The following is an 18,383-nucleotide window of genomic DNA, read 5'->3' on the forward strand; positions in this document are numbered from 1 at the left end:
AAAACAGAGGGAAAAGGAGCGAAAAAATGGGGCCGGTGCGGCCCCTACCTTTGCAACCGACACCCCAAACCGATGTTTCTACCTACCTCGCGTTTTCGCTGGCTCGCCGGGCTAGCCACCGTAGCCAGCCTGGCGCTGCTGGCCGCCTGCTCGGGCGCCGGCCCCTCGGCGGCCGATGAGCGGCGCGTGTTTCGCTACAACCAGCCCGAGGCGCTCACTTCGCTCGACCCCGCCTTTGCCCGCAACCAGGCTAATAGCTGGGCCGTGGCGCAGCTGTATAACGGCCTGCTAGAGCTGGATTCGACCTTGCAGCCCGCGCCGGCCCTGGCCCGCCGGTACCAGATTTCGCCCGACGGGCTCACGTACACGTTCTGGCTGCGGCGCGGGGCGCGTTTCCAAAACAGCGAAGCCTTTGCCGACAGCAAAGGGCGGGAAGTGCTGGCCAGCGATTTTGTGTACTCCTTTCGACGCTTGCTTGATGCGGGCACGGCCTCGCCGGGCGGCTGGATATTCCGGGGCAAAGTGCTGGAAGACAGCAAAGGCAACATCAGCGATACCTGCTTTGTGGCGGCCAACGACTCGACGCTGCGCATTCACCTCAAGGCGCCGTTTATTCCGTTTCTGAGTTTGCTCACCATGCCCTACACCTACGTGGTGCCGCACGAGGCGGTGGCGAAATATGGCAAGGACTTTCGAGAGCACCCGGTGGGCACCGGGCCGTTTCAATTCAAGGTCTGGGATGAGGGCAACGTGCTACTCTACCACCGCAACCCCGATTACTGGCGCCACGATGCGCAGGGCCGACAACTGCCTTATTTAGATGCAGTTGCCATCAGCTTTATTGCCGACCGCAAGACCGAGTTTCTCACCTTTCTGCAAGGCAAGCTGGATTTTTTGAGTGGTATCCGCGAGGGCTCGCGCGACCTTATTCTGAACCCCGACGGCTCGGTGCGGGCCGATTTTCAGGGGCGCTTCAATTTGCAGAAAGCGCCTTATCTCAACACCGAATACCTGGGCTTTCAGCTCGACTCGGCCAAGCTCACCGGCGAGCAGGCCAGCCAGGGCCGCGCTTTGCGCGATGTGCGCGTGCGCCAGGCGCTGAGCTACGCCATCAACCGGCCCGAGATGCTGGCTTACGTGCTCAACCACGTGGGACGGCCCGGCGAGTCGGGCTTTGTGCCGGCGGCGCTGCCGTCATTTTCGCCCGCTAGGGTGCCCGGCTACACCTATCAGCCCCAAAAGGCGCGGGCGTTGCTCAGGGCCGCTGGCTATGGGGCTGGCCGGCCGCTACAATTGCGCCTGAGCACCGTGGCCGAGCGCAAGGCCGTGGCCGAATACCTCCAGAAAAACTGGGCCGACGTGGGCGTGCAGGTGCAGATTGACGTGAACCAGTCGGCCGCCCAGCAGGAGTTGGTGGATAATGGCCGCGCCGCATTTTTCAGCAAAAGCTGGCTCGGCGACTACCCCGACGCCGAAAACTACCTGGCACTGTTCTACTCACCTAATTTCAGCCCCGCCGGTCCCGATAAAACGCACTATAAATCAGCGGAGTACGACCAGCTCTACACCCAGGCCATTCGGGAGCAGGACGCCGCCCGGCGCACCGCGCTTTACCAGGCAATGGATAGGCTAGTGGTGCGCGACCAGCCGGTGATTTCGCTGTACTACGACGAAATAATTCGCCTCACGCAGCGCAACGTGCGCGGCCTGGCACCCAACCCCATGAACCAGCTGCTGCTGGAGCGGGTGCACAAAGACTAGCCAGCCAGGCTATTCCGTGGGGTTAACGCCCGCCAGCGGGTCGAGACGGCCGTTGAGGTAGTTGATGTAGCCCTGCAGGTTTTCGGGAATATTTTCGGAGGCGTACACCGCGTGCAGGGGCTGGCCGGCCGGATGCACGGTGATGATGCTGGCTGGCAGGTCGGAGGTATTGCCCGCGTAGCGCTCAGCCAAGCCCGCAAAATTGATGCGCTTGGCCTCGGCCAGCAGCGCGGCCACGGTGGCGGGCGGCAGGTTCAGGGTGTGCTTGCCGAGCAGCGGCACAAAGCGCTGGCCATCATACTCTACCCGGCCGTCGGCAAAAATGGTGGCGGTGTAGGCGGGGCAGCGGCCGTAGCAGGGCGTGCGCTGGTACACCAGCACGGGCTCCTGGGTTTTGGGCGCGGCGGCAATGGGGGTCGTTTTGGTCGTCTTGGCTTTGCGGGGCGCCTTGCGCTGTGCGCAAGCGGGCAGGGCTAGCGAAAAGACGAGTAGCCAGAAAAGGTAGCGCATAAGTAAAAGGGACTAGGGGGAAAGGCGACGCAAAAGTGCACCCGCATCCTAAAACGAAAACCGGGCCAGCCCAGGATATAAAAAAAGCGTTCGGCAGTGCCAGGCACCACCGAACGCTTTCCCAGCAACTGCCAATACGGGCTAGGCCTTGCCGGGCGATTTCTTGGCCTGGGCTTCGCGCTCTTGGGCGGTTTTCATGGCTTCGGCCAGGCGGGCCTGGAAGCCGCCGGGCTTCTTGTCCTTGTTTTTTACCTTGTTGGCTTCGAGCTGGGCGCGAATCTTGGTGTCATCCACAAACGAGCGGGTAAGGGCCTGCTGCGCCAGCGTTACGACGTTGGAAACCAGGTAGTACCACGTCAGGCCCGAGGCGAAGCTGTTCAGCACGAAGAAGAAAATCAGCGGCATGAGGTAGCTGTAAAACTTCATCGGGCCCTGCATGGCGGCCGTGTTCATCTGGTTGCTCTGGTAGGTCATGAAGAGCGTCGAGATGGTCATCAGCACCGTAAACAAGCTGATGTGATTGCCCAGATACGGCAGCGTAAAGGGCAGCAGAATCGGGTTGTCGTAGGTGCTCAGGTCGTGGGCCCACAGGAAGGGCTGCTGGCGCAGCTCAATCGCGTTGGGGAAGAACTGGAACATGGCAAACAGAATCGGCAGCGTAAGCAGCGTGGGCACGCAGCCGCTGAGCGGCGACACCCCAAACTGCGAGTACAGCTTCATCGTCTCCTGCTGGGTCTTGGTGGCATCGTCGGGGTACTTGGCCTTAATCTCGTCCAGCTCTGGCTTCAGCACTTTCATGCGGGCCTGGCTCTCGTAAGTCTTATAGGTTAAGGGCCACGTTACGAGCTTGATAAGCACCACGAGCAGCAGAATGATAATCCCGTAGTTGCTGATATATTGTTGAAGGAAGTTGAACGTGGGAATGACGAGAAAACGGTTTACCAATCGAAACGGCCCAAAACCCAAGAATACGTTCTTATCGAAATCCGGGGCTGTGCTCTTAAGCAGATTAAACTGGTTGGGGCCGAAGAAGTAGCGGTAATTGGCACCTTGCGCGCCGGTTACAGCCGCCACAGGAATACTCAATTGAGTACTTAACCCTTTGATGAAGGTTGAATCGGCTAGGTTCACGTTGGCGTTAAACTGACCGTTGGCGAAGGGCTGCGAATCGGCAATGAAACCTGCCACAAAGAAATCGTGCTTGTCGGCAACCCAGGTCAGCGGCTCAGACACCTTGGTTTCCTCGGGTTTCTCACTGGCTTCGGCCAGGTTATCCTGCTTGCCATCGGCCCGGTAGTGGTTGATGGTGGTGTGGTTACGGTTTTGCTTGATGTCTTGCTCGGTCTGGCGCACGTTGTCCACGAAGCTCCAGCTCAGCGGCTGGGTAGTAGCCACCCCGCTGAGCTTGAGGTTATACTTCACCTCGTAGCCCGCCTTGGGCAGCGTGTAGGTCTGGGTCACGGTGCCGCCACCCACCGGGGCGGTAAAGGCCAGCTGCTGGCCGCCGTCGGCCGTGGCCGTGGGCGCATCGGCCCGGAAATTGAGGCTGGCGAAGTCTATCGTTTGGCCGCCCGTAGTGGTCAGCTTGGTATTGTAGCGGGCACTTTGGGCGTCGAACAGGTCGAGCGGCTTGCCGAAGAACGTCTTGTAGTTGTTGAGGCGCGCGGCCACCACGCGGCCGCCCTGGGTCGAGAAATTCAGCGTAAGCTCGGGATTTTTCAGCTCGATGGTGCGCACCGGGCCGGCGGCCGTGTCGGTGGGCAGGGCCTCGGGGGCTAGCGCGGGGGCGGCCCCCACGGGCTTGGTGGCGGCGGCGGTAGTGGTGGTCTGGGGCTTGTTTTGCTCCGGCTCTTTCTTAGGCGAGAAGAAAAACAGGTACACCAGGAGCAAGGCCGAAATTAGAAAAAGGCCAGTCGCTTGATTGCGGTCCATTTACAATAAAAAGAATACGAAGGACAAAGGTACGGCGGGGCGGGGCAGGGGCGCTTAACAAAAAAAGAACGCCAGGCTGAGCTGGCGCCCGCCTGCCGAAGCCGCTCGCTTGCACCGTTGGAGCAGTAACCCTAACGGCGCAAGCGAGTGGCTTCGGCAGGCGGACGCCAGTTGAGCCTGACGTTCTATCGGCGCTTTTACTTCCGCATTACAACCCCTTCTTGCGCTGAATGGCCGCCTTGATAAAGCGCACAAACAGCGGGTGCGGCGTTTCCACGGTGCTCTTCAGCTCGGGGTGAAACTGGCCGGCTACAAACCAGGGGTGCACGGTTTTGGGCAACTCGATAACTTCTACCAGCCCGGTTTCGGGGTTGGTGCCCGAGAGGTGCAGGCCCGCATCCTCAAACTGCTGCGCGTAGGCGCCATTGAACTCGTAGCGGTGGCGGTGGCGCTCGCTGATGGTATTGCGGCCGTAGGCCTTGGCCGCGCGCGAGCCGCGCTTAAGCTCGCAGGTGTAGGCGCCCAGGCGCATGGTGCCGCCCTTCTGGGTGATATCCTTCTGGTCGGCCATGAGGGCGATAACCGGGTCGGGCGTGAGCGGGTCCATCTCCGTCGAGCTGGCCTGCGGCAGGCCTAGCACGTTGCGCGCATACTCTACCACGGCTACCTGCATACCCAGGCAAATGCCGAAAAACGGAATGCTATTCTCGCGCACGTAGCGCACGGCAGCCACCTTGCCCTCGAAGCCGCGCTCGCCAAAGCCGGGGGCTACCAGCACGGCATCCACGCCTTCGAGCTGCTGCACGGCGTTTTCGGGCGTCAGGAACTCGCTCTGAATGGTGCGCACCCGCACCTTGCACTCGTTGGTAGCGCCGGCGTGGATAAACGCCTCAATAATAGATTTATACGCATCGGGTAGCTCCACGTATTTGCCCACCAGGGCAATGGTTACTTCCTCGGTCGGGTTCTTGAGGCGGCCCAGAAACTCCTTCCATTCCTCCAAGTCGGGGGTGTGGCCGCCGTTCAGGCGCAGCTTGCTGATAACGCGCGCATCCAATTCCTCTTTCAGCATGAGCAGTGGCACCGAGTAAATGGTATCGGCGTCGAGGCTCTCGATAACGGAGTTGATTTTAACGTTGCAAAACAGCGCAATCTTGCGGCGCATCTCCGGCGGAATCGGGTGCTCGGAGCGGCACACCAGAATATCGGGCTGCAAACCGGCTTCGCGCAAATCGCGCACCGAGTGCTGGGTAGGCTTGGTCTTCAATTCGCCGGCCGCCGCCAGGTAGGGCAGCAGCGTGAGGTGAATGACGAGCGAGTCGTGGGGCGGCAGCTCCCAGCGCAGCTGGCGCACGGCCTCCACAAAAGGCAGGCTCTCGATGTCGCCGATGCAGCCCCCGATTTCGGTTATCACCACATCAAACTCGCCGCCCTGGCCTAGCAGCAGCATGCGGCGCTTTATCTCGTCGGTGATGTGGGGCACTACCTGCACCGTTTTACCCAGGAAAGCGCCTTCGCGCTCGCGCCGAATCACGGTGTCGTAGATGCGGCCGGTGGTTACGTTGTTGGCCTGCGAGGTGGGCGTGTTCAGGAAGCGCTCGTAGTGGCCCAGGTCGAGGTCGGTTTCGGCGCCGTCGTCGGTTACATAGCATTCGCCGTGCTCGTAAGGGTTGAGCGTGCCGGGGTCGATGTTGATGTAGGGGTCGAACTTCTGGATGGTGACCCGAAAGCCTCTGGCTTGCAGAAGCTTAGCCAGGGAGGCGGAAATAATTCCTTTTCCGAGTGAGGAGGTGACGCCGCCGGTGACGAAGATATACTTCGCGGCCGACGCTGCGGGGGAGGGGGTGGAGCGTTCAGGCATGACGGGGGACAAAGTTACGGCGTGGGAAGGCGGCAGCGGGCGCCCGCTGGTTAAACTAGGCTGGCGGCCCGGCGCTGCGCCCCGCTACCCAAGACAGCAAGGCCGGTGTAATTTGCTGGCATGAACCCTCCTGCCTTGCCCCTGGTTTCGGTCGTCGTCTCGTTTCTGAACACAGAACAATTTCTGGTCGAAACAATTGAGAGCGTGCTTCAGCAGGAATATCCTGCCTGGGAGCTGGTGCTGATAGACGATGGCTCGACCGACGGCAGCACGGCCATCTCAAAGCGCTACGCTGCGCAGCACCCCGGCCGCATCCGCTACTACGAGCACGCGGGCCACCAAAACCTGGGCTCCAGCGCCAGCCGCAATGTAGGCGTGCACCACAGCGCCGGGGAGCTGATTGCCCTGCTCGATGCCGACGATGTCTGGCTGCCAACTTACCTGGCAGCGCAAGTAGCGCTGTTACAAGAAAATAAGCCGGCCGCGATGGTACTGGAGGCAACCCTTTATTGGTACAGCTGGGCTAGTCCCGCACGGCCGGATGAAATTATTGCTGTGGGGGCGCCAGCGGGGCAGCTGTACCAGCCCCCGGCCCTGTCGGCCCTGCTTTACCCGCTAGGGCCGGGGGCTGCTCCCTGCACCTGCGGGCTGGTGGTAACCCGGCAGGCCTACCTGGCAGTAGGCGGCTTCGAAGCCTCGTTTCGTGCGTTGTATGAGGACCAGGCTTTCCTGGCCAAAATGTACCTGCACCACGCCGTGTACGTGAGTGCGGCCTGCCACAACAAGTACCGGCAGCGGGCGGGCTCCATTATGCACACCATCCAGGGCGAAGCGCACTACCACCAGGTGCGGCGGCAGTTTCTGGAATGGCTTAAAAGCTACCTGCGGGCCACAGGCTACGTGCAGGTGGGGGCCGGGCAGCTGGTAAGTAGGGCGCTGCGCCCTTATCAGTACCCGCGCCTGTGGCGCTTGGCGGCCAAAGCCCGGGCGCTACCCGGCCGCTTGCGGCGGCTACCCGGGCGGCTGTGGCAGCGGCTGGCGGCCAGGTAGGGTAGGGGCCCCGCGCGCTTCTTTTTGAAAAGCGAGGCAAGAAAATTGCCGGGCAGCCAGTTGTTCGGCTTGGCGCGGCAGCGGGGCCGGTGGTACGATAAATTAAGCTGGGTTTATGAAGAAAGTACGTATCTATTGGCTGGTTTGGCTGGCATGGCTGGCGGGTGGGGCGCCGGTAGCGGCGTCTGCGCAAGCGCTGCTGGCCAAAGACCTGAAAAAGGATTTTGGGGCCGTTGGCGATGGTAGAACCAACGATGAGGCCGCGTTTGCCAAAGCGGCCGATTTTTTCAACAAGCGCGCCCAAACGCCGGCCGGCGCCGCGCCGGCCGTGCTGGCCATCCCGAAGGGCGTGTACCTGGTGGGCCGCCAAAACCCGCTCGGCAACGACGGCATCGAGGTGCTGAAGCTGGTGGGCTGCCGCAATCTTACCATTCAGGGGGCCGACAGCGCCAGCACCGAGATTCGCTACGCCAGCGGCCTGCGCTACGGGGCCTTCGACCCGGCCGCCCAAAAGCCTTTTGAGGCGCCCAGCGCCTTTTTTGTAGACCGCAAGTATGCGGCCATCGTGGGTACGTGCCTGGTGCTGCAAAACTGTGAGAACGTGACGGTAGCGGGCCTGGCCATCAACGGCAGCGTGGGCCAGGCCGTGGTGGGCGGGCACTGGGGCGACACCGGCATTCAGCTCAACTACGACGGCATTTTCGTGGCCGAATCGCGCCGCATCACGCTGCGCGGGCTGGCGCTGCACCACTTCGGCCGCGACGGCATTCAGGTGCTCAACCACTTGGCCAAGAGCCTCGACGATGCCCAGGCCGACAACATTGTGCTCGAAAACCTGACCTGCAACTACAACGGCCGCCAGGGGCTGTCCGTTACGGGCGCGAGCGGCCTGCGGGCCACCAATTGCAGCTTCAGCCACACCGGCCGGGTCGTGATTCCGGCCCTGGGCAAGGCGCTGTTCTCGAACCCCGGCGCGGGCGTAGACCTGGAGCCCGAGAATGGCTTCGTCAAAAACGTGCGCCTCGACAATTGCCGCCTCGTCGATAATGCCGGCCAGGCCCTGGTATCGGACCGGCCGGCCGGCACCCACCCCGAAACCACCAAAAACATCGTGGTAGCCAACAGCCTGCTGTGGGGCACCACCAACTGGTCGGCCTGGGTTACGCAGCCCGATTTTTTGTTCAGCAACTGCCGCATCTACGGGGCCTTTGTGCACGGCTGCCGCGCCACCAGGCCTGGCGAGGCCACGCGCTTTGTGGGCTGCACCTTCGAGGACCGGCCCTACCACGGCCAGGCGGCCTACGGCCCGTTTACGATGCACTCCGACGGTGCGGCGCGCTACATGAGCTTCACCGACTGCCGGTTTTTGGGCACCAACAGCTACCTCATCTGGGCCATCGTGAGCAAGCCCGCCGATGGCGGAAACCCCGATACGGCGAGCTTTTTTCACCTGCGGCGGTGCACGTTTCTCTACGATTATGCCAGGCCCACGCAGGGCTCTTACGACAACCTGCAGGGCGCCGTATTCACGGGCACCACTACCTTCCGCGACGGGCCGCACCGCACCAGTATGCACCATACCAACGTGACCCTGGGCAACGGCGCAGCCTCGGGCTCTACGGTGGTGCGGGCGCCGGGCAGCCTCCGGCTGCTGGCTACCAACTGCTTCTACACCGTGGTGGCGGGCCTTGATATTGGCCGCAGTCCGGCGCACAAGCGCGACTCGGCCAGCGTGGTGCTTGGCCCCGGCAATGGCATGGTCATCAATGATTTGGGCTGGACGGTGACCGAACTATACATTGGGCCCACCTCCCGGCTGGTCATCAAAAAAGGGGCTTCGCTGGAAGTGCGGGCCCATACCAAAGTCACCATTGCCGGCCAGCTGCTTGTAGAGGATGGGGCCTATTTCTACGTTGACCCCGCCACGCCCGTCACTATGGTGGGCCGGGGCCAGCTGCGGCTGGCTCCCAAAGCCATCAGAGGCCGGCGCCCGGGCTAGCCCGCCGGCCGCACGGGCAGCCGTTTTTTGCTGCAATTATCCAATAAGAAAGCGCAGAAAGTCGGCGACATAAAAATATTTTATGCCAAGGACTAAGGGGGAAGGTGCTTAGCGGTGTAGTATTGAGTAGCCGGACCACAAACGTTTGCGGTTCGGATGCTCCTTTTCCACCTCCTTTTCCCACCCCTTATGCCCAATTTTATTGGCCGCGCCGCCGTGCGCGTGCTGGCGCAGCGCCTGCTGGCCAGCCTTACCCTCCTAGTTGCCTGCTTCGGCTGGCAAGTATCTTTTGCCCAGAGCTTTCTGCAAGCCAGCGGCCCCAAGATAGTGAACGCCAGCAGCCAGGAGGTTATCCTGAAAGGCGTGAACCTCGGCGGCTGGCAGGTGCAGGAAGGCTACATGATGAAGCCCGGCTACAGCGGCACCCAGGGCTCCATCAAGCAATACCTCTACAGCCAGGGCCAGAGCGACGGCCAGGTAGAGAGCTTTTACCAGCAGTGGCGCGACAATTTCTTCACGAAAGCCGACATCGACTATCTTAAGGACAAGGGCTTTAACTGCGTGCGGCTGCCCTTGCACTATGAGTTGTTTCTGACGGCTAGCCAGCGCGCCGTACGCACCGGCGTGAGCAAGGGCAGCACGAGCTACGGCGACTACCTCAACTCGCTGCGTAGCTGGTATACTAACAATCAGCTCTTTACCGACCCTACGCAGCAGGAAGGCGTGCGCCTCATCGACGAGGTGCTGAGCTGGTGCGGCGCCAACGGCATGTACGTGGTGCTTGACCTGCACGCCGCGCCCGGCGCCCAGGGCAGCGATACCAACATCTCGGATGCCCTAGTTAGCGGCGGCAACGACTTCTGGAACAACCAGATAAACCAGGACATTGCCGTGCGCCTCTGGAGCACGCTTTCGAACCGCTACAAGGGCGACCCGCGCGTGGCCATGTACGACGTGCTCAATGAGCCCAACAACATCCCCAACACGTCGTCGCAGAATGGCAACCAGCGCCTGCACGATGTGATGCAGCGCTTCATCAACACCATTCGGGGCAATAGCGACAACCACCTTATCCTGCTGGAAGGCAACGGGTTTGGCAACGACTACAACTGGATGGAGAAGCGCACCTTCACCAACACGGCCAACCTCGTGTACAACTCGCACCGCTACAGCGGCAGCGGCTACGAGATTGACAACAACCCCAACTCGGTAGACGGCAACAACCCCAACAGCCTGCGCCTCATCGGCAACCTCACGCGCTTCCGCTCCGACAACAACGTGCCCATTTGGGTAGGCGAAACCGGCGAAAACTCGGCCCAGTGGATGCAGGATGCCGCCAATGGCCTCAACAGCGTGGGCATCGGCTACTGCCACTGGACTTACAAGCGCTTCGAAAACGGCGCCAACGCCGCGCTTTTCCACATCAACCCGCCGTATCTGGTCGATGGCGCCGGCAACATCCCGGCCGTGCTGCAAAACATCAAGTTTGCCAACTGCGTCTCGAACGCCGGCACGCTCAATGCCGTGGCGCCCAACCCCGGCGGTGCGGTACGCAATACCCGCGCGCCCATCGGCAGCCTCATCACGCTGCGCGCCGTGAGCAACAACGCCTACCTCTCGGGCGAAAACGGTGCCCAGGCCGTGACCTGCACCCGCACCGCCGCTGGCACCTGGGAGCAGTTTGCGGTAGTTGATGCCGGCAACGGCAAGGTAGCGCTGCGCAGCCAGGGGAAGTACGTGTCGTGCGAAAATGGCACCCAGGCCATCACCTGCAACCGCACCAGCTTCGGCTGGTGGGAAACCTTCGACTGGATTGTGAACGCCGACGGCACCATCAGCCTGGGCGGCTACAACGGCCGCTACATTTCCAGCGAAAACGGCCAGCAAGCCGTGACCTGCAACCGCATGACCATCTCGGGCTGGGAAGCCTTCCGCTACACCGTGGTGGGCACCGCCCGCCTGGCCGCCCCGCTAGCCACCGCTGGCAAGGCCGAGCTGACTATTTATCCTAACCCGGTAGTAGGCCTGCTCACCTACTCGCTGCCTGCCGGCACGCAGGCCCACACCCTCACCGTGGCCGATGCCACCGGCCGCACTGTGCTTACGCGCAGCTACGGCGACACGGGCGCGCAAAACGTGTTCGACGCCTCGGGCCTGGCTAGCGGCCTCTACGTGGTGCGCCTCACGGGGGCCGATTTCACCCAGGCGTTTAAAGTGACGAAGGAGTAGCAACATCGCCCTGAAAACAGCCCGTCATGCTGAGCTTGTCGAAGCAGCTCGCCCGAGTCGTTAGGAAGTACCCTAGCGGCGCAGGTAAGCTGCTTTGACAAGCTCAGCATGACGGGCTGTTTTGTTATATACTATACATAAATGTTGATTTTGGCTGACTTTCTCACACTAGCAAGCTTAGGAAATCCTGCTGCCCATTGAGGTACTCAAACCCGAAGCCCTCGGCGGCCATGCGGGCCATAATGCCGGCCTCGTCGCCGCGCTGGCGCACTTCTACCCCGATGAAAACGGGCCCTTTTTCCTTGTTATTTTTCTTGATGTATTGAAACTGAATGATGTCCTCGCCCTCGGCCAGCACGTTGTTCACGAAGCGGCGCAGCGCCCCCGGCGCCTGGTTGAAGCGCACCATAAAGTAGTGCTTGAGGCCCTGGTGGCGCTGGGCGCGCTCCTTGATGTCCTCCATGCGCGTGATGTCGTTGTTGGAGCCGCTTACTACGCATACCACCGTTTTGCCCCGTATCTGGTCGGCGTAGGCGTGCAGGGCTGAGATGGCCAGGGTGCCGGCGGGCTCCAGCACCATGCCTTCCTCGTTGTACATCTTCAGCAGGTCTTCGCACACCTGGCCCTCGGGCACGAGGTGCACCTCATCGAGCAGCGCCTGGCAAATGTCGAACGTAAGCTCGCCGGGGCACTTCACGGCCGCGCCGTCCACGAAGGTGTCGAGGCTAGCCAGCGCCTGCCGCTGGCCGGCCGCCAGGGCATCGTGCATGCTGGGTGCCCCTAGCGGCTGCACGCCAATGAGCCTGGTGTGCGGGCTCAGCTGCCGAAACACGCTGGCCAGCCCCGAGGCCAGCCCGCCCCCGCCGATGGGCATAAAGCAAAAATCAATCGGCGTGTGGTGCGCCTCTTTCAGGATTTCCAGCCCCACCGTGGCCTGGCCTTCCACAATCGCCAAATCATCAAACGGGTGCACGAACGTGCTGCCGCGCTCGTCGCAAAACGCCTGCGCCGCGTGGTAGCAGTCGTCGAAGGTGCGGCCCGTGAGGTGCACTCTCACCCTGTTTTTGCCGAACAGGCGCACCTTGTCCACCTTCTGGGCGGGCGTTTGGGCGGGCATGAAAATGTCGCCCTGCAAGCCCAGCAATTGGCAGGCGTAGGCCACGCCCTGGGCGTGGTTGCCGGCGCTGGCGCACACAATCTGGCGGCTGGGCACGGTAGTGGGCAGCGCGGCAATCTTGTTGTAAGCCCCCCGGATTTTATAGGAGCGCACCACCTGCAAATCTTCCCGCTTGAGCAGAATGGTGGCGTCGTAGCTGCGCGAAAGCCCCAGATTCAGCACCAGGGGTGTCTTGGTAATCACGCCTTTGAGGCGGCGGGCGGCGGCCTCCACGTTTTCCAGGGTAACGGCGGTGGCCGCCGGGGCTAGCAGGTCGGGCATGGGGATTCGGGGATAATTGGTACAGCTACAAACCACCTGTCATTGCGAGGAGGAACGACGAAGCAATCGCACCAGAACGGCTACCCCAATACGAGGCGAGCGCTACTGTTCTGATGCGATTGCTTCGTCGTTCCTCCTCGCAATGACAGGCGTTGAGGTTACGCTTCTACATTCTCGCTGCTGCGCGAGCGCAGCTCGCGCACGGTGGCGCCGGTCTGCCACAGCTCCGACTCGCGCACTTCTTTCAGCTCGGCTTCCAGCTCGGCGCGGTAGTTGGGGGTGCTGCCGCGTTCGATGGTGCGGCGGGCTTCCTCGCCGCTAGCCACGCTGTCGTAGAGGTCGTTGAGCACGGGCAGGGTGGCGTCGCGGAACTTGCCTTTCCAGTCGAGTGCGCCGCGCTGGGCCGTTACCGAGCAGTTGCCAAACATCCAGTCCATGCCGTTTTCGCCCACTAGGGGCACGAGGCTCTGGGTCAGCTCTTCCACCGTTTCGTTGAAAGCCTCGGAGGGCGAGTGGCCGCGCTGGCGCAGCACCTGGTACTGGGCCTCGATGATGCCGGCCAGCGCGCCCATCAGCACGCCGCGCTCGCCGGTGAGGTCGGAGTATACTTCCTTCTTAAAATCAGTCTCGAACAGGTAGCCCGAGCCCACGCCGATGCCCATGGCAATGGCCTTTTCCCAGGCCTTGCCGCTAGCATCCTGGTACACGGCGAAGGAAGAATTCAAGCCGCCGCCGGCCACAAACAAGCGGCGCAGGCTGGTGCCGCTGCCCTTGGGAGCCACCAAAATCACGTCGATATCCTTGGCCGGGATGATATTGGTTTGCTCATTAAATGTGATGCCGAAGCCGTGCGAGAAATACAGCGTTTTGCCCGGCGTGAGGTACTTCTGGAGCGTGGGCCACAGCGCAATCTGGCCCGCGTCGCTCAGCAGGTTGCAGATGATGGTGCCCTTATCGGCAGCTTCCTCAATGCTGAAAAGCGACTCGCCCGGTACCCAGCCATCCTTCAGGGCGCGGTCCCACGAGGGCGTGCCCTCGCGCTGGCCCACAATGACATGGAAGCCGTTGTCGCGCATGTTCAGCGCCTGGCCGGGGCCCTGCACGCCGTAGCCGATTACGGCAATGGTGTCATTTTTCAGGAAATCAAGCGCCTTTTGGAGCGGAAATTCGTCGCGGGTAATTACGGTTTCGGGTACGCCGCCAAAGTTGATGGTTGCCATTGGTTGGGAAGGTTAGCCCCACCCCCCGGCCCCCTCCCCTGCGGGGGAGGGGGAGCCTAACGGGAGCAAGGAAGTGGTTAAAAGAGGTTTATTAAGATTCTTAGCTAAAAGGCTGTCTTGCTTCCCTCCCCGGCAGGGGAGGGGTTGGAGGTGGGGCTGTTACATGGTAAATACCTGCTCGCGGTCGTTCAAAAACTCGTTTTCGGCCACTTCCTCGCCCGGCTCGCGGCGCTCAAACTCCTGGAGCTTGTGGTGGAAGCCATCGCTGGCCTTGATGATGGCAATGCGCGCCGACCGCACAAACTCAATGAGCCCGTAAGGCTGCAAAGCCTTGATTAAGTTGTCGGTTTCTTCGCGGTGGCCGGTAGTCTCAAACACCGTGTAGTCCTTGCGAATCACGACGGCCCTAGCCCCGTTTTCGCGTAGCAAGCGCTCCACGAGCACTTTCTCGGCAATGATGTCGGTGGGCACTTTATAGAGTGCCATCTCCTGCCAAATCACGTCTTCGTTAGGGTTGAAGTACACTTTGAGCACCTCCACCTGCTTTTCGATTTGCTTGGCGAGCTTTTCCACCACCTCCTCCGTTTCCACAATCACGATGTTGAAGCGGTGAATGCCCTCAATCTCCGAAGGCGACACGTTGAGGCTTTCGATATTGATTTTGCGGCGCGAAAAAATGATGGCAATGCGGTTGAGCAAACCCACCTGGTTTTCGGTGTACGCGGTGATGTTGTATTCCTGGCGGTCGGCGGGTTCGGGACTCATAATCAATAAGTTTAAATCAGTCGTCATGCTAAGCACAGCATGACGACCTTATTCAGTATCCTGCCAGATAATTACCGCAGCCGGATTTCCGCCACGCTGCACCCCTGCGGTACCATCGGGAAGATGTTGTTTTCCTTCGTCACCATCACTTCGAGCAGGAAAGAGCCAGGATGCGCCAGCATCTTTTCGAGCGCTGGACGTAGCGCGTCACGCGCGTCCACGCGCTGGCCCGCAATGCGGTAGCCAGCCGCTACGGCCACAAAATCAGGACTTTGGATATCCACAAACGAGTAGCGGCGCTGGTGAAACAGCTCCTGCCACTGCCGCACCATGCCCAAAAACTGGTTGTTGAGGATGATGATTTTCACGTCCACGCCCGTCTGCATTATCGTGCCCAGCTCCTGGATGGTCATCTGGAAGCCGCCGTCGCCAATCACGGCCACTACCGGCCGGTGCGGCGCGCCAAACTTGGCCCCAATGGCGGCCGGCAGCGCGAAGCCCATCGTGCCCAGCCCGCCGCTCGTAACGTGGCTGCGCGACTGGTTTTGCCGCGCGTAGCGGCAGGCCACCATCTGGTGCTGCCCCACGTCGGACACGATAACGGCCTCACCGCCCGTAATTTCATTGAGCTGCTGCATCACCTCGCCCATCGTCAGTTCCTCCGACGTCGGAAACAGCTCTTCCCGAATCACGGCGTCCACTTCCTGCGCCGCGTAGTCGTTGAAGCGGGCTAGCCAGGCTTCGTGCTGCCGGGGCTCAACCAGGGCCGTGAGCAAGGGCAGGGTTTCCTTGCAGTCGCCCCACACCGGCACGGTGGTTTTCACGTTCTTGCCAATCTCGGTGGGGTCAATGTCGAGGTGCACCACCTGGGCCTGCTTGGCATACTTGTCGAGGCGGCCGGTCACGCGGTCGTCGAAGCGCATCCCGATGGCAATCAGCACATCGCACTCGTTGGTGAGCACGTTGGGGCCGTAGTTGCCGTGCATGCCCAGCATGCCCACATTCAGCGGGTGGCCGGTGGCTAGGGCCCCCACCCCCAGGATGGTCCAGGCCGCCGGGATGCCGCTTTTCTCCACAAATTCCTGAAACTCACGCTCAGCCTTGCCCAGCACCACGCCCTGGCCCCAGAGGATAAACGGCCGCTGGGCGCTATTAATCAGCGCCGCCGCCTGCTCGATATACTCCTTGCGCACCACCGGCGCGGGCCGGTAGCTGCGAATGTGCGTGCACGGCGCGTACTCCGGCGCGTCGAAGGTCTGCATCTGCGCATTCTTGGTGATGTCGACCAACACCGGGCCCGGCCGGCCGCTGCGCGCAATGTAAAACGCCTTGGCCAGGGCTTCGGGAATTTCTTCGGCCCTCGTTACCTGGTAGTTCCACTTCGTGACGGGCGTCGTGATGTTGATGATATCCGTTTCCTGAAACGCATCGGTGCCCAGCAAATGCGCGAACACCTGCCCCGTGATGCACACCAGCGGCGTGCTGTCGATGAGCGCATCGGCTAGGCCCGTCACAAGGTTGGTTGCGCCCGGCCCGCTCGTGGCCAGCGCCACGCCCACCCGGCCCGAGCTGCGCGCGTAGCCCTGCGCCGCATGAATGCCGCCCTGCTCGTGGCGCACCAGCACGTGGTTGAGCTGCTCTCTGAAGTCGTAGAGCGCGTCGTAAATCGGAATGATGGCCCCGCCGGGATACCCAAAAATCGTGTCCACGCCCTCAGCCACCAGGGCTTGCAGCGTAGCTACTGCGCCCGTGGTGGGGGCGAGGGTAGGGGCGGCGGGGGCGGTAGCGGCTTGATTCTGGTACATAATTGCTTGTAGGTTAGGCAGTTGTGAAACGTCCTGGTCGGCTGGCCCGCTAGTGCGTCAAGTGGGCGCTTGCCGTTGGCACCGCCTGCTCGTCTTCTTCCAATAGGTCGGTGATGCAGCCGTGGCTGGCGTCGCTCACGGTGCGGATGTACTTGAGCAGCACGCCCTGGCGCACCGGCAGCGGCGGGCGGCGCCAGGCGGCGCGGCGGTCGGCCAGCTCGGCATCGGTCAGCTGCACATCAATGGTGTTGGTGGCGGCGTCGAGGATAATCCAGTCGTCGTTCTGCACCAGGGCTAGCCCGCCGCCGTCGTAAGCCTCGGGGCAAATGTGGCCGATTACGAAGCCGTGCGTGCCCCCCGAAAAGCGGCCGTCCGTTATCAAGGCCACTTTATCGCCCAGGCCCGCGCCCATGATGGCCGAGGTAGGCTTCAGCATTTCGGGCATGCCCGGCCCGCCCTTCGGCCCTACGTAGCGAATCACCACCACCTGCCCGGCCTTGATTTTGTGGTCGATAATGCCCTGGTTCAGCTCCTCTTCCGAGTTGAAAACGATGGCTGGGCCCTCAAACCGCAAGCCTTCCTTGCCACTGATTTTGGCCACGCTGCCCTTGGTAGCGAGGTTGCCATACAGCATCTGAATGTGCCCGTCGGCCTTGATGGGGTTACTGAGCGGGCGCAGCAAGTCCTGCCCGGGGCCTAGCGGCTGCACCTCGGCCAGGTTCTCGGCCAGCGTGCGGCCGGTCACGGTCATCAGGTCGCCGTTCAGCAGGCCGTGGTCGAGCAGCGTGCGCTGCACGGCGGGCACGCCGCCGAGCTTCGACAAATCCTCCATCAGGTACTTGCCGCTGGGCTTGAGGTCGGCCAGCACCGGCACGCGGTTGCTCACGGCCTGAAAATCCTCCATGGTGAGGTGCACGCCGGCCGCGTGGGCAATGGCAATGAGGTGCAGCACGGCATTGGTCGAGCCGCCGAGCACCGTTACCACCACCATCGCGTTTTCAAAGGCCGCGCGGGTCATGATGTCGCGCGGCTTCAAATCAAGCTCCAGTAAGCGGCGCAGATACCCGCCGGTATCGAGGCACTCCTGCATTTTGGCCGCGCTCTCGGCCGGCAGCGACGACGACGCGGGCACGCTCATGCCCAGCGTTTCGATGGCCGCCGCCAGGGTATTGGCCGTGTACATGCCGCCGCACGCGCCCGGCCCCGGGCAGGCATTATGAATAATGCCCTGGTAATCCTCCTCCGAAATCTGCCCGTTAACCTTTTTACCATAAGCCTCGAAGCACGATACAATGTTGAGCTTCTGCCCCTTAAATTCGCCGCCCCGAATGCTGCCGCCATACACCATCAGAGAGGGCCGGTTGAGCCGCGCCATGGCGATGAGCGCGCCGGGCATGTTCTTGTCGCAGCCCACCACGGTGGCCAGGGCATCGTAGTAGTGCGCACCCGCCATGGCCTCAATCGAATCGGCAATTATCTCCCTAGAAACCAGTGAGTAGCGCATACCCGCGTTGCCGTTGGTGATGCCGTCGCTCACGCCGATGGTGTTGAAGCGGAGCCCTACCAGGCCCTGGGCGGCCACGCCGCGCTTCACCTCGTTGGCTAGCCCATCCAGGTGCATGTTGCAGGTGTTGCCCTCGAAGCCCGTGGAGCAGATGCCCACGAACGGCTTGCGCAAATCCGCATCCGACAGGCCCGCGCCAATAAGCATGGCTTGCGAGGCCGGCAAGCTGTCGTCCTGGGTATAGATGCGACTGAATTTATTGAGAGTCATAGTGTTAAGGCGGCGAAGAAAAACGAATTGGTCCTAAAA

General features: G+C 61.8%; 12 protein-coding genes. 4 read left to right on the forward strand and 8 right to left on the reverse strand.

Annotated features, from left to right (window positions below):
• The first annotated feature begins 72 nt into the window (after positions 1-72).
• Complete coding sequence (locus Q5H89_RS09325) at positions 73-1,761, forward strand: ABC transporter substrate-binding protein (RefSeq protein ID WP_305019032.1); 1,689 nt, start codon at positions 73-75, stop codon at positions 1,759-1,761.
• A 9-nt stretch (positions 1,762-1,770) separates the two neighbouring features.
• On the opposite strand, the gene Q5H89_RS09330 is transcribed toward Q5H89_RS09325, so the two are convergent.
• The 3 genes from Q5H89_RS09330 to Q5H89_RS09340 form a co-directional block, all read right to left on the reverse strand.
• The gene (locus Q5H89_RS09330; RefSeq protein ID WP_305019033.1) at positions 1,771-2,271 is read right to left on the reverse strand and encodes a DUF6438 domain-containing protein; all 501 of its coding nucleotides are present in this window, start codon (positions 2,269-2,271) and stop codon (positions 1,771-1,773) included.
• A 141-nt stretch (positions 2,272-2,412) separates the two neighbouring features.
• On the reverse strand, positions 2,413-4,203 hold the full coding sequence (gene yidC / locus Q5H89_RS09335; protein ID WP_305019034.1) for a membrane protein insertase YidC: 1,791 nt from the start codon (positions 4,201-4,203) through the stop codon (positions 2,413-2,415).
• A 208-nt stretch (positions 4,204-4,411) separates the two neighbouring features.
• Positions 4,412-6,064 carry a CTP synthase gene (locus Q5H89_RS09340; RefSeq protein ID WP_305019035.1) on the reverse strand — a complete coding sequence of 551 codons (1,653 nt, stop codon included), beginning with the start codon at positions 6,062-6,064 and terminating at the stop codon, positions 4,412-4,414.
• A 120-nt stretch (positions 6,065-6,184) separates the two neighbouring features.
• Between Q5H89_RS09340 and Q5H89_RS09345 the strand changes: the two genes are divergently transcribed.
• The 3 genes from Q5H89_RS09345 (at position 6,185) to Q5H89_RS09355 (ending at position 11,342) form a co-directional block, all read left to right on the forward strand.
• Complete coding sequence (locus tag Q5H89_RS09345) at positions 6,185-7,114, forward strand: glycosyltransferase family A protein (RefSeq protein ID WP_305019036.1); 930 nt, start codon at positions 6,185-6,187, stop codon at positions 7,112-7,114.
• Between the two features lie 115 nt (positions 7,115-7,229).
• Complete coding sequence (locus Q5H89_RS09350) at positions 7,230-9,113, forward strand: right-handed parallel beta-helix repeat-containing protein (RefSeq protein ID WP_305019037.1); 1,884 nt, start codon at positions 7,230-7,232, stop codon at positions 9,111-9,113.
• Between the two features lie 189 nt (positions 9,114-9,302).
• Entirely contained in the window at positions 9,303-11,342 is a 2,040-nt protein-coding gene (locus Q5H89_RS09355; RefSeq protein ID WP_305019038.1) for a cellulase family glycosylhydrolase, read from the forward strand.
• 163 nt (positions 11,343-11,505) lie between these two features.
• Here the strand turns inward: Q5H89_RS09355 and ilvA are convergent, their stop codons facing one another.
• From ilvA to ilvD, 5 genes are all read right to left on the reverse strand, one after another.
• Positions 11,506-12,780 (reverse strand): threonine ammonia-lyase IlvA, encoded by a 1,275-nt coding sequence (gene ilvA, locus Q5H89_RS09360; RefSeq protein WP_305019039.1) that lies wholly within the window; start codon positions 12,778-12,780, stop codon positions 11,506-11,508.
• 158 nt (positions 12,781-12,938) lie between these two features.
• Complete coding sequence (gene ilvC, locus Q5H89_RS09365) at positions 12,939-14,000, reverse strand: ketol-acid reductoisomerase (RefSeq protein ID WP_305019040.1); 1,062 nt, start codon at positions 13,998-14,000, stop codon at positions 12,939-12,941.
• A gap of 159 nt (positions 14,001-14,159) precedes the next feature.
• Positions 14,160-14,765 carry an acetolactate synthase small subunit gene (gene ilvN, locus Q5H89_RS09370; protein WP_305019041.1) on the reverse strand — a complete coding sequence of 202 codons (606 nt, stop codon included), beginning with the start codon at positions 14,763-14,765 and terminating at the stop codon, positions 14,160-14,162.
• A 71-nt stretch (positions 14,766-14,836) separates the two neighbouring features.
• Entirely contained in the window at positions 14,837-16,570 is a 1,734-nt protein-coding gene (gene ilvB / locus Q5H89_RS09375; protein ID WP_305019042.1) for a biosynthetic-type acetolactate synthase large subunit, read from the reverse strand.
• A 49-nt stretch (positions 16,571-16,619) separates the two neighbouring features.
• On the reverse strand, positions 16,620-18,344 hold the full coding sequence (ilvD, locus tag Q5H89_RS09380) for a dihydroxy-acid dehydratase (protein ID WP_305019043.1): 1,725 nt from the start codon (positions 18,342-18,344) through the stop codon (positions 16,620-16,622).
• Positions 18,345-18,383: the final 39 nt, after the last annotated feature.

Source organism: Hymenobacter cheonanensis (assembly GCF_030581075.1).
Taxonomy (GTDB): Bacteria; Bacteroidota; Bacteroidia; order Cytophagales; family Hymenobacteraceae; genus Hymenobacter.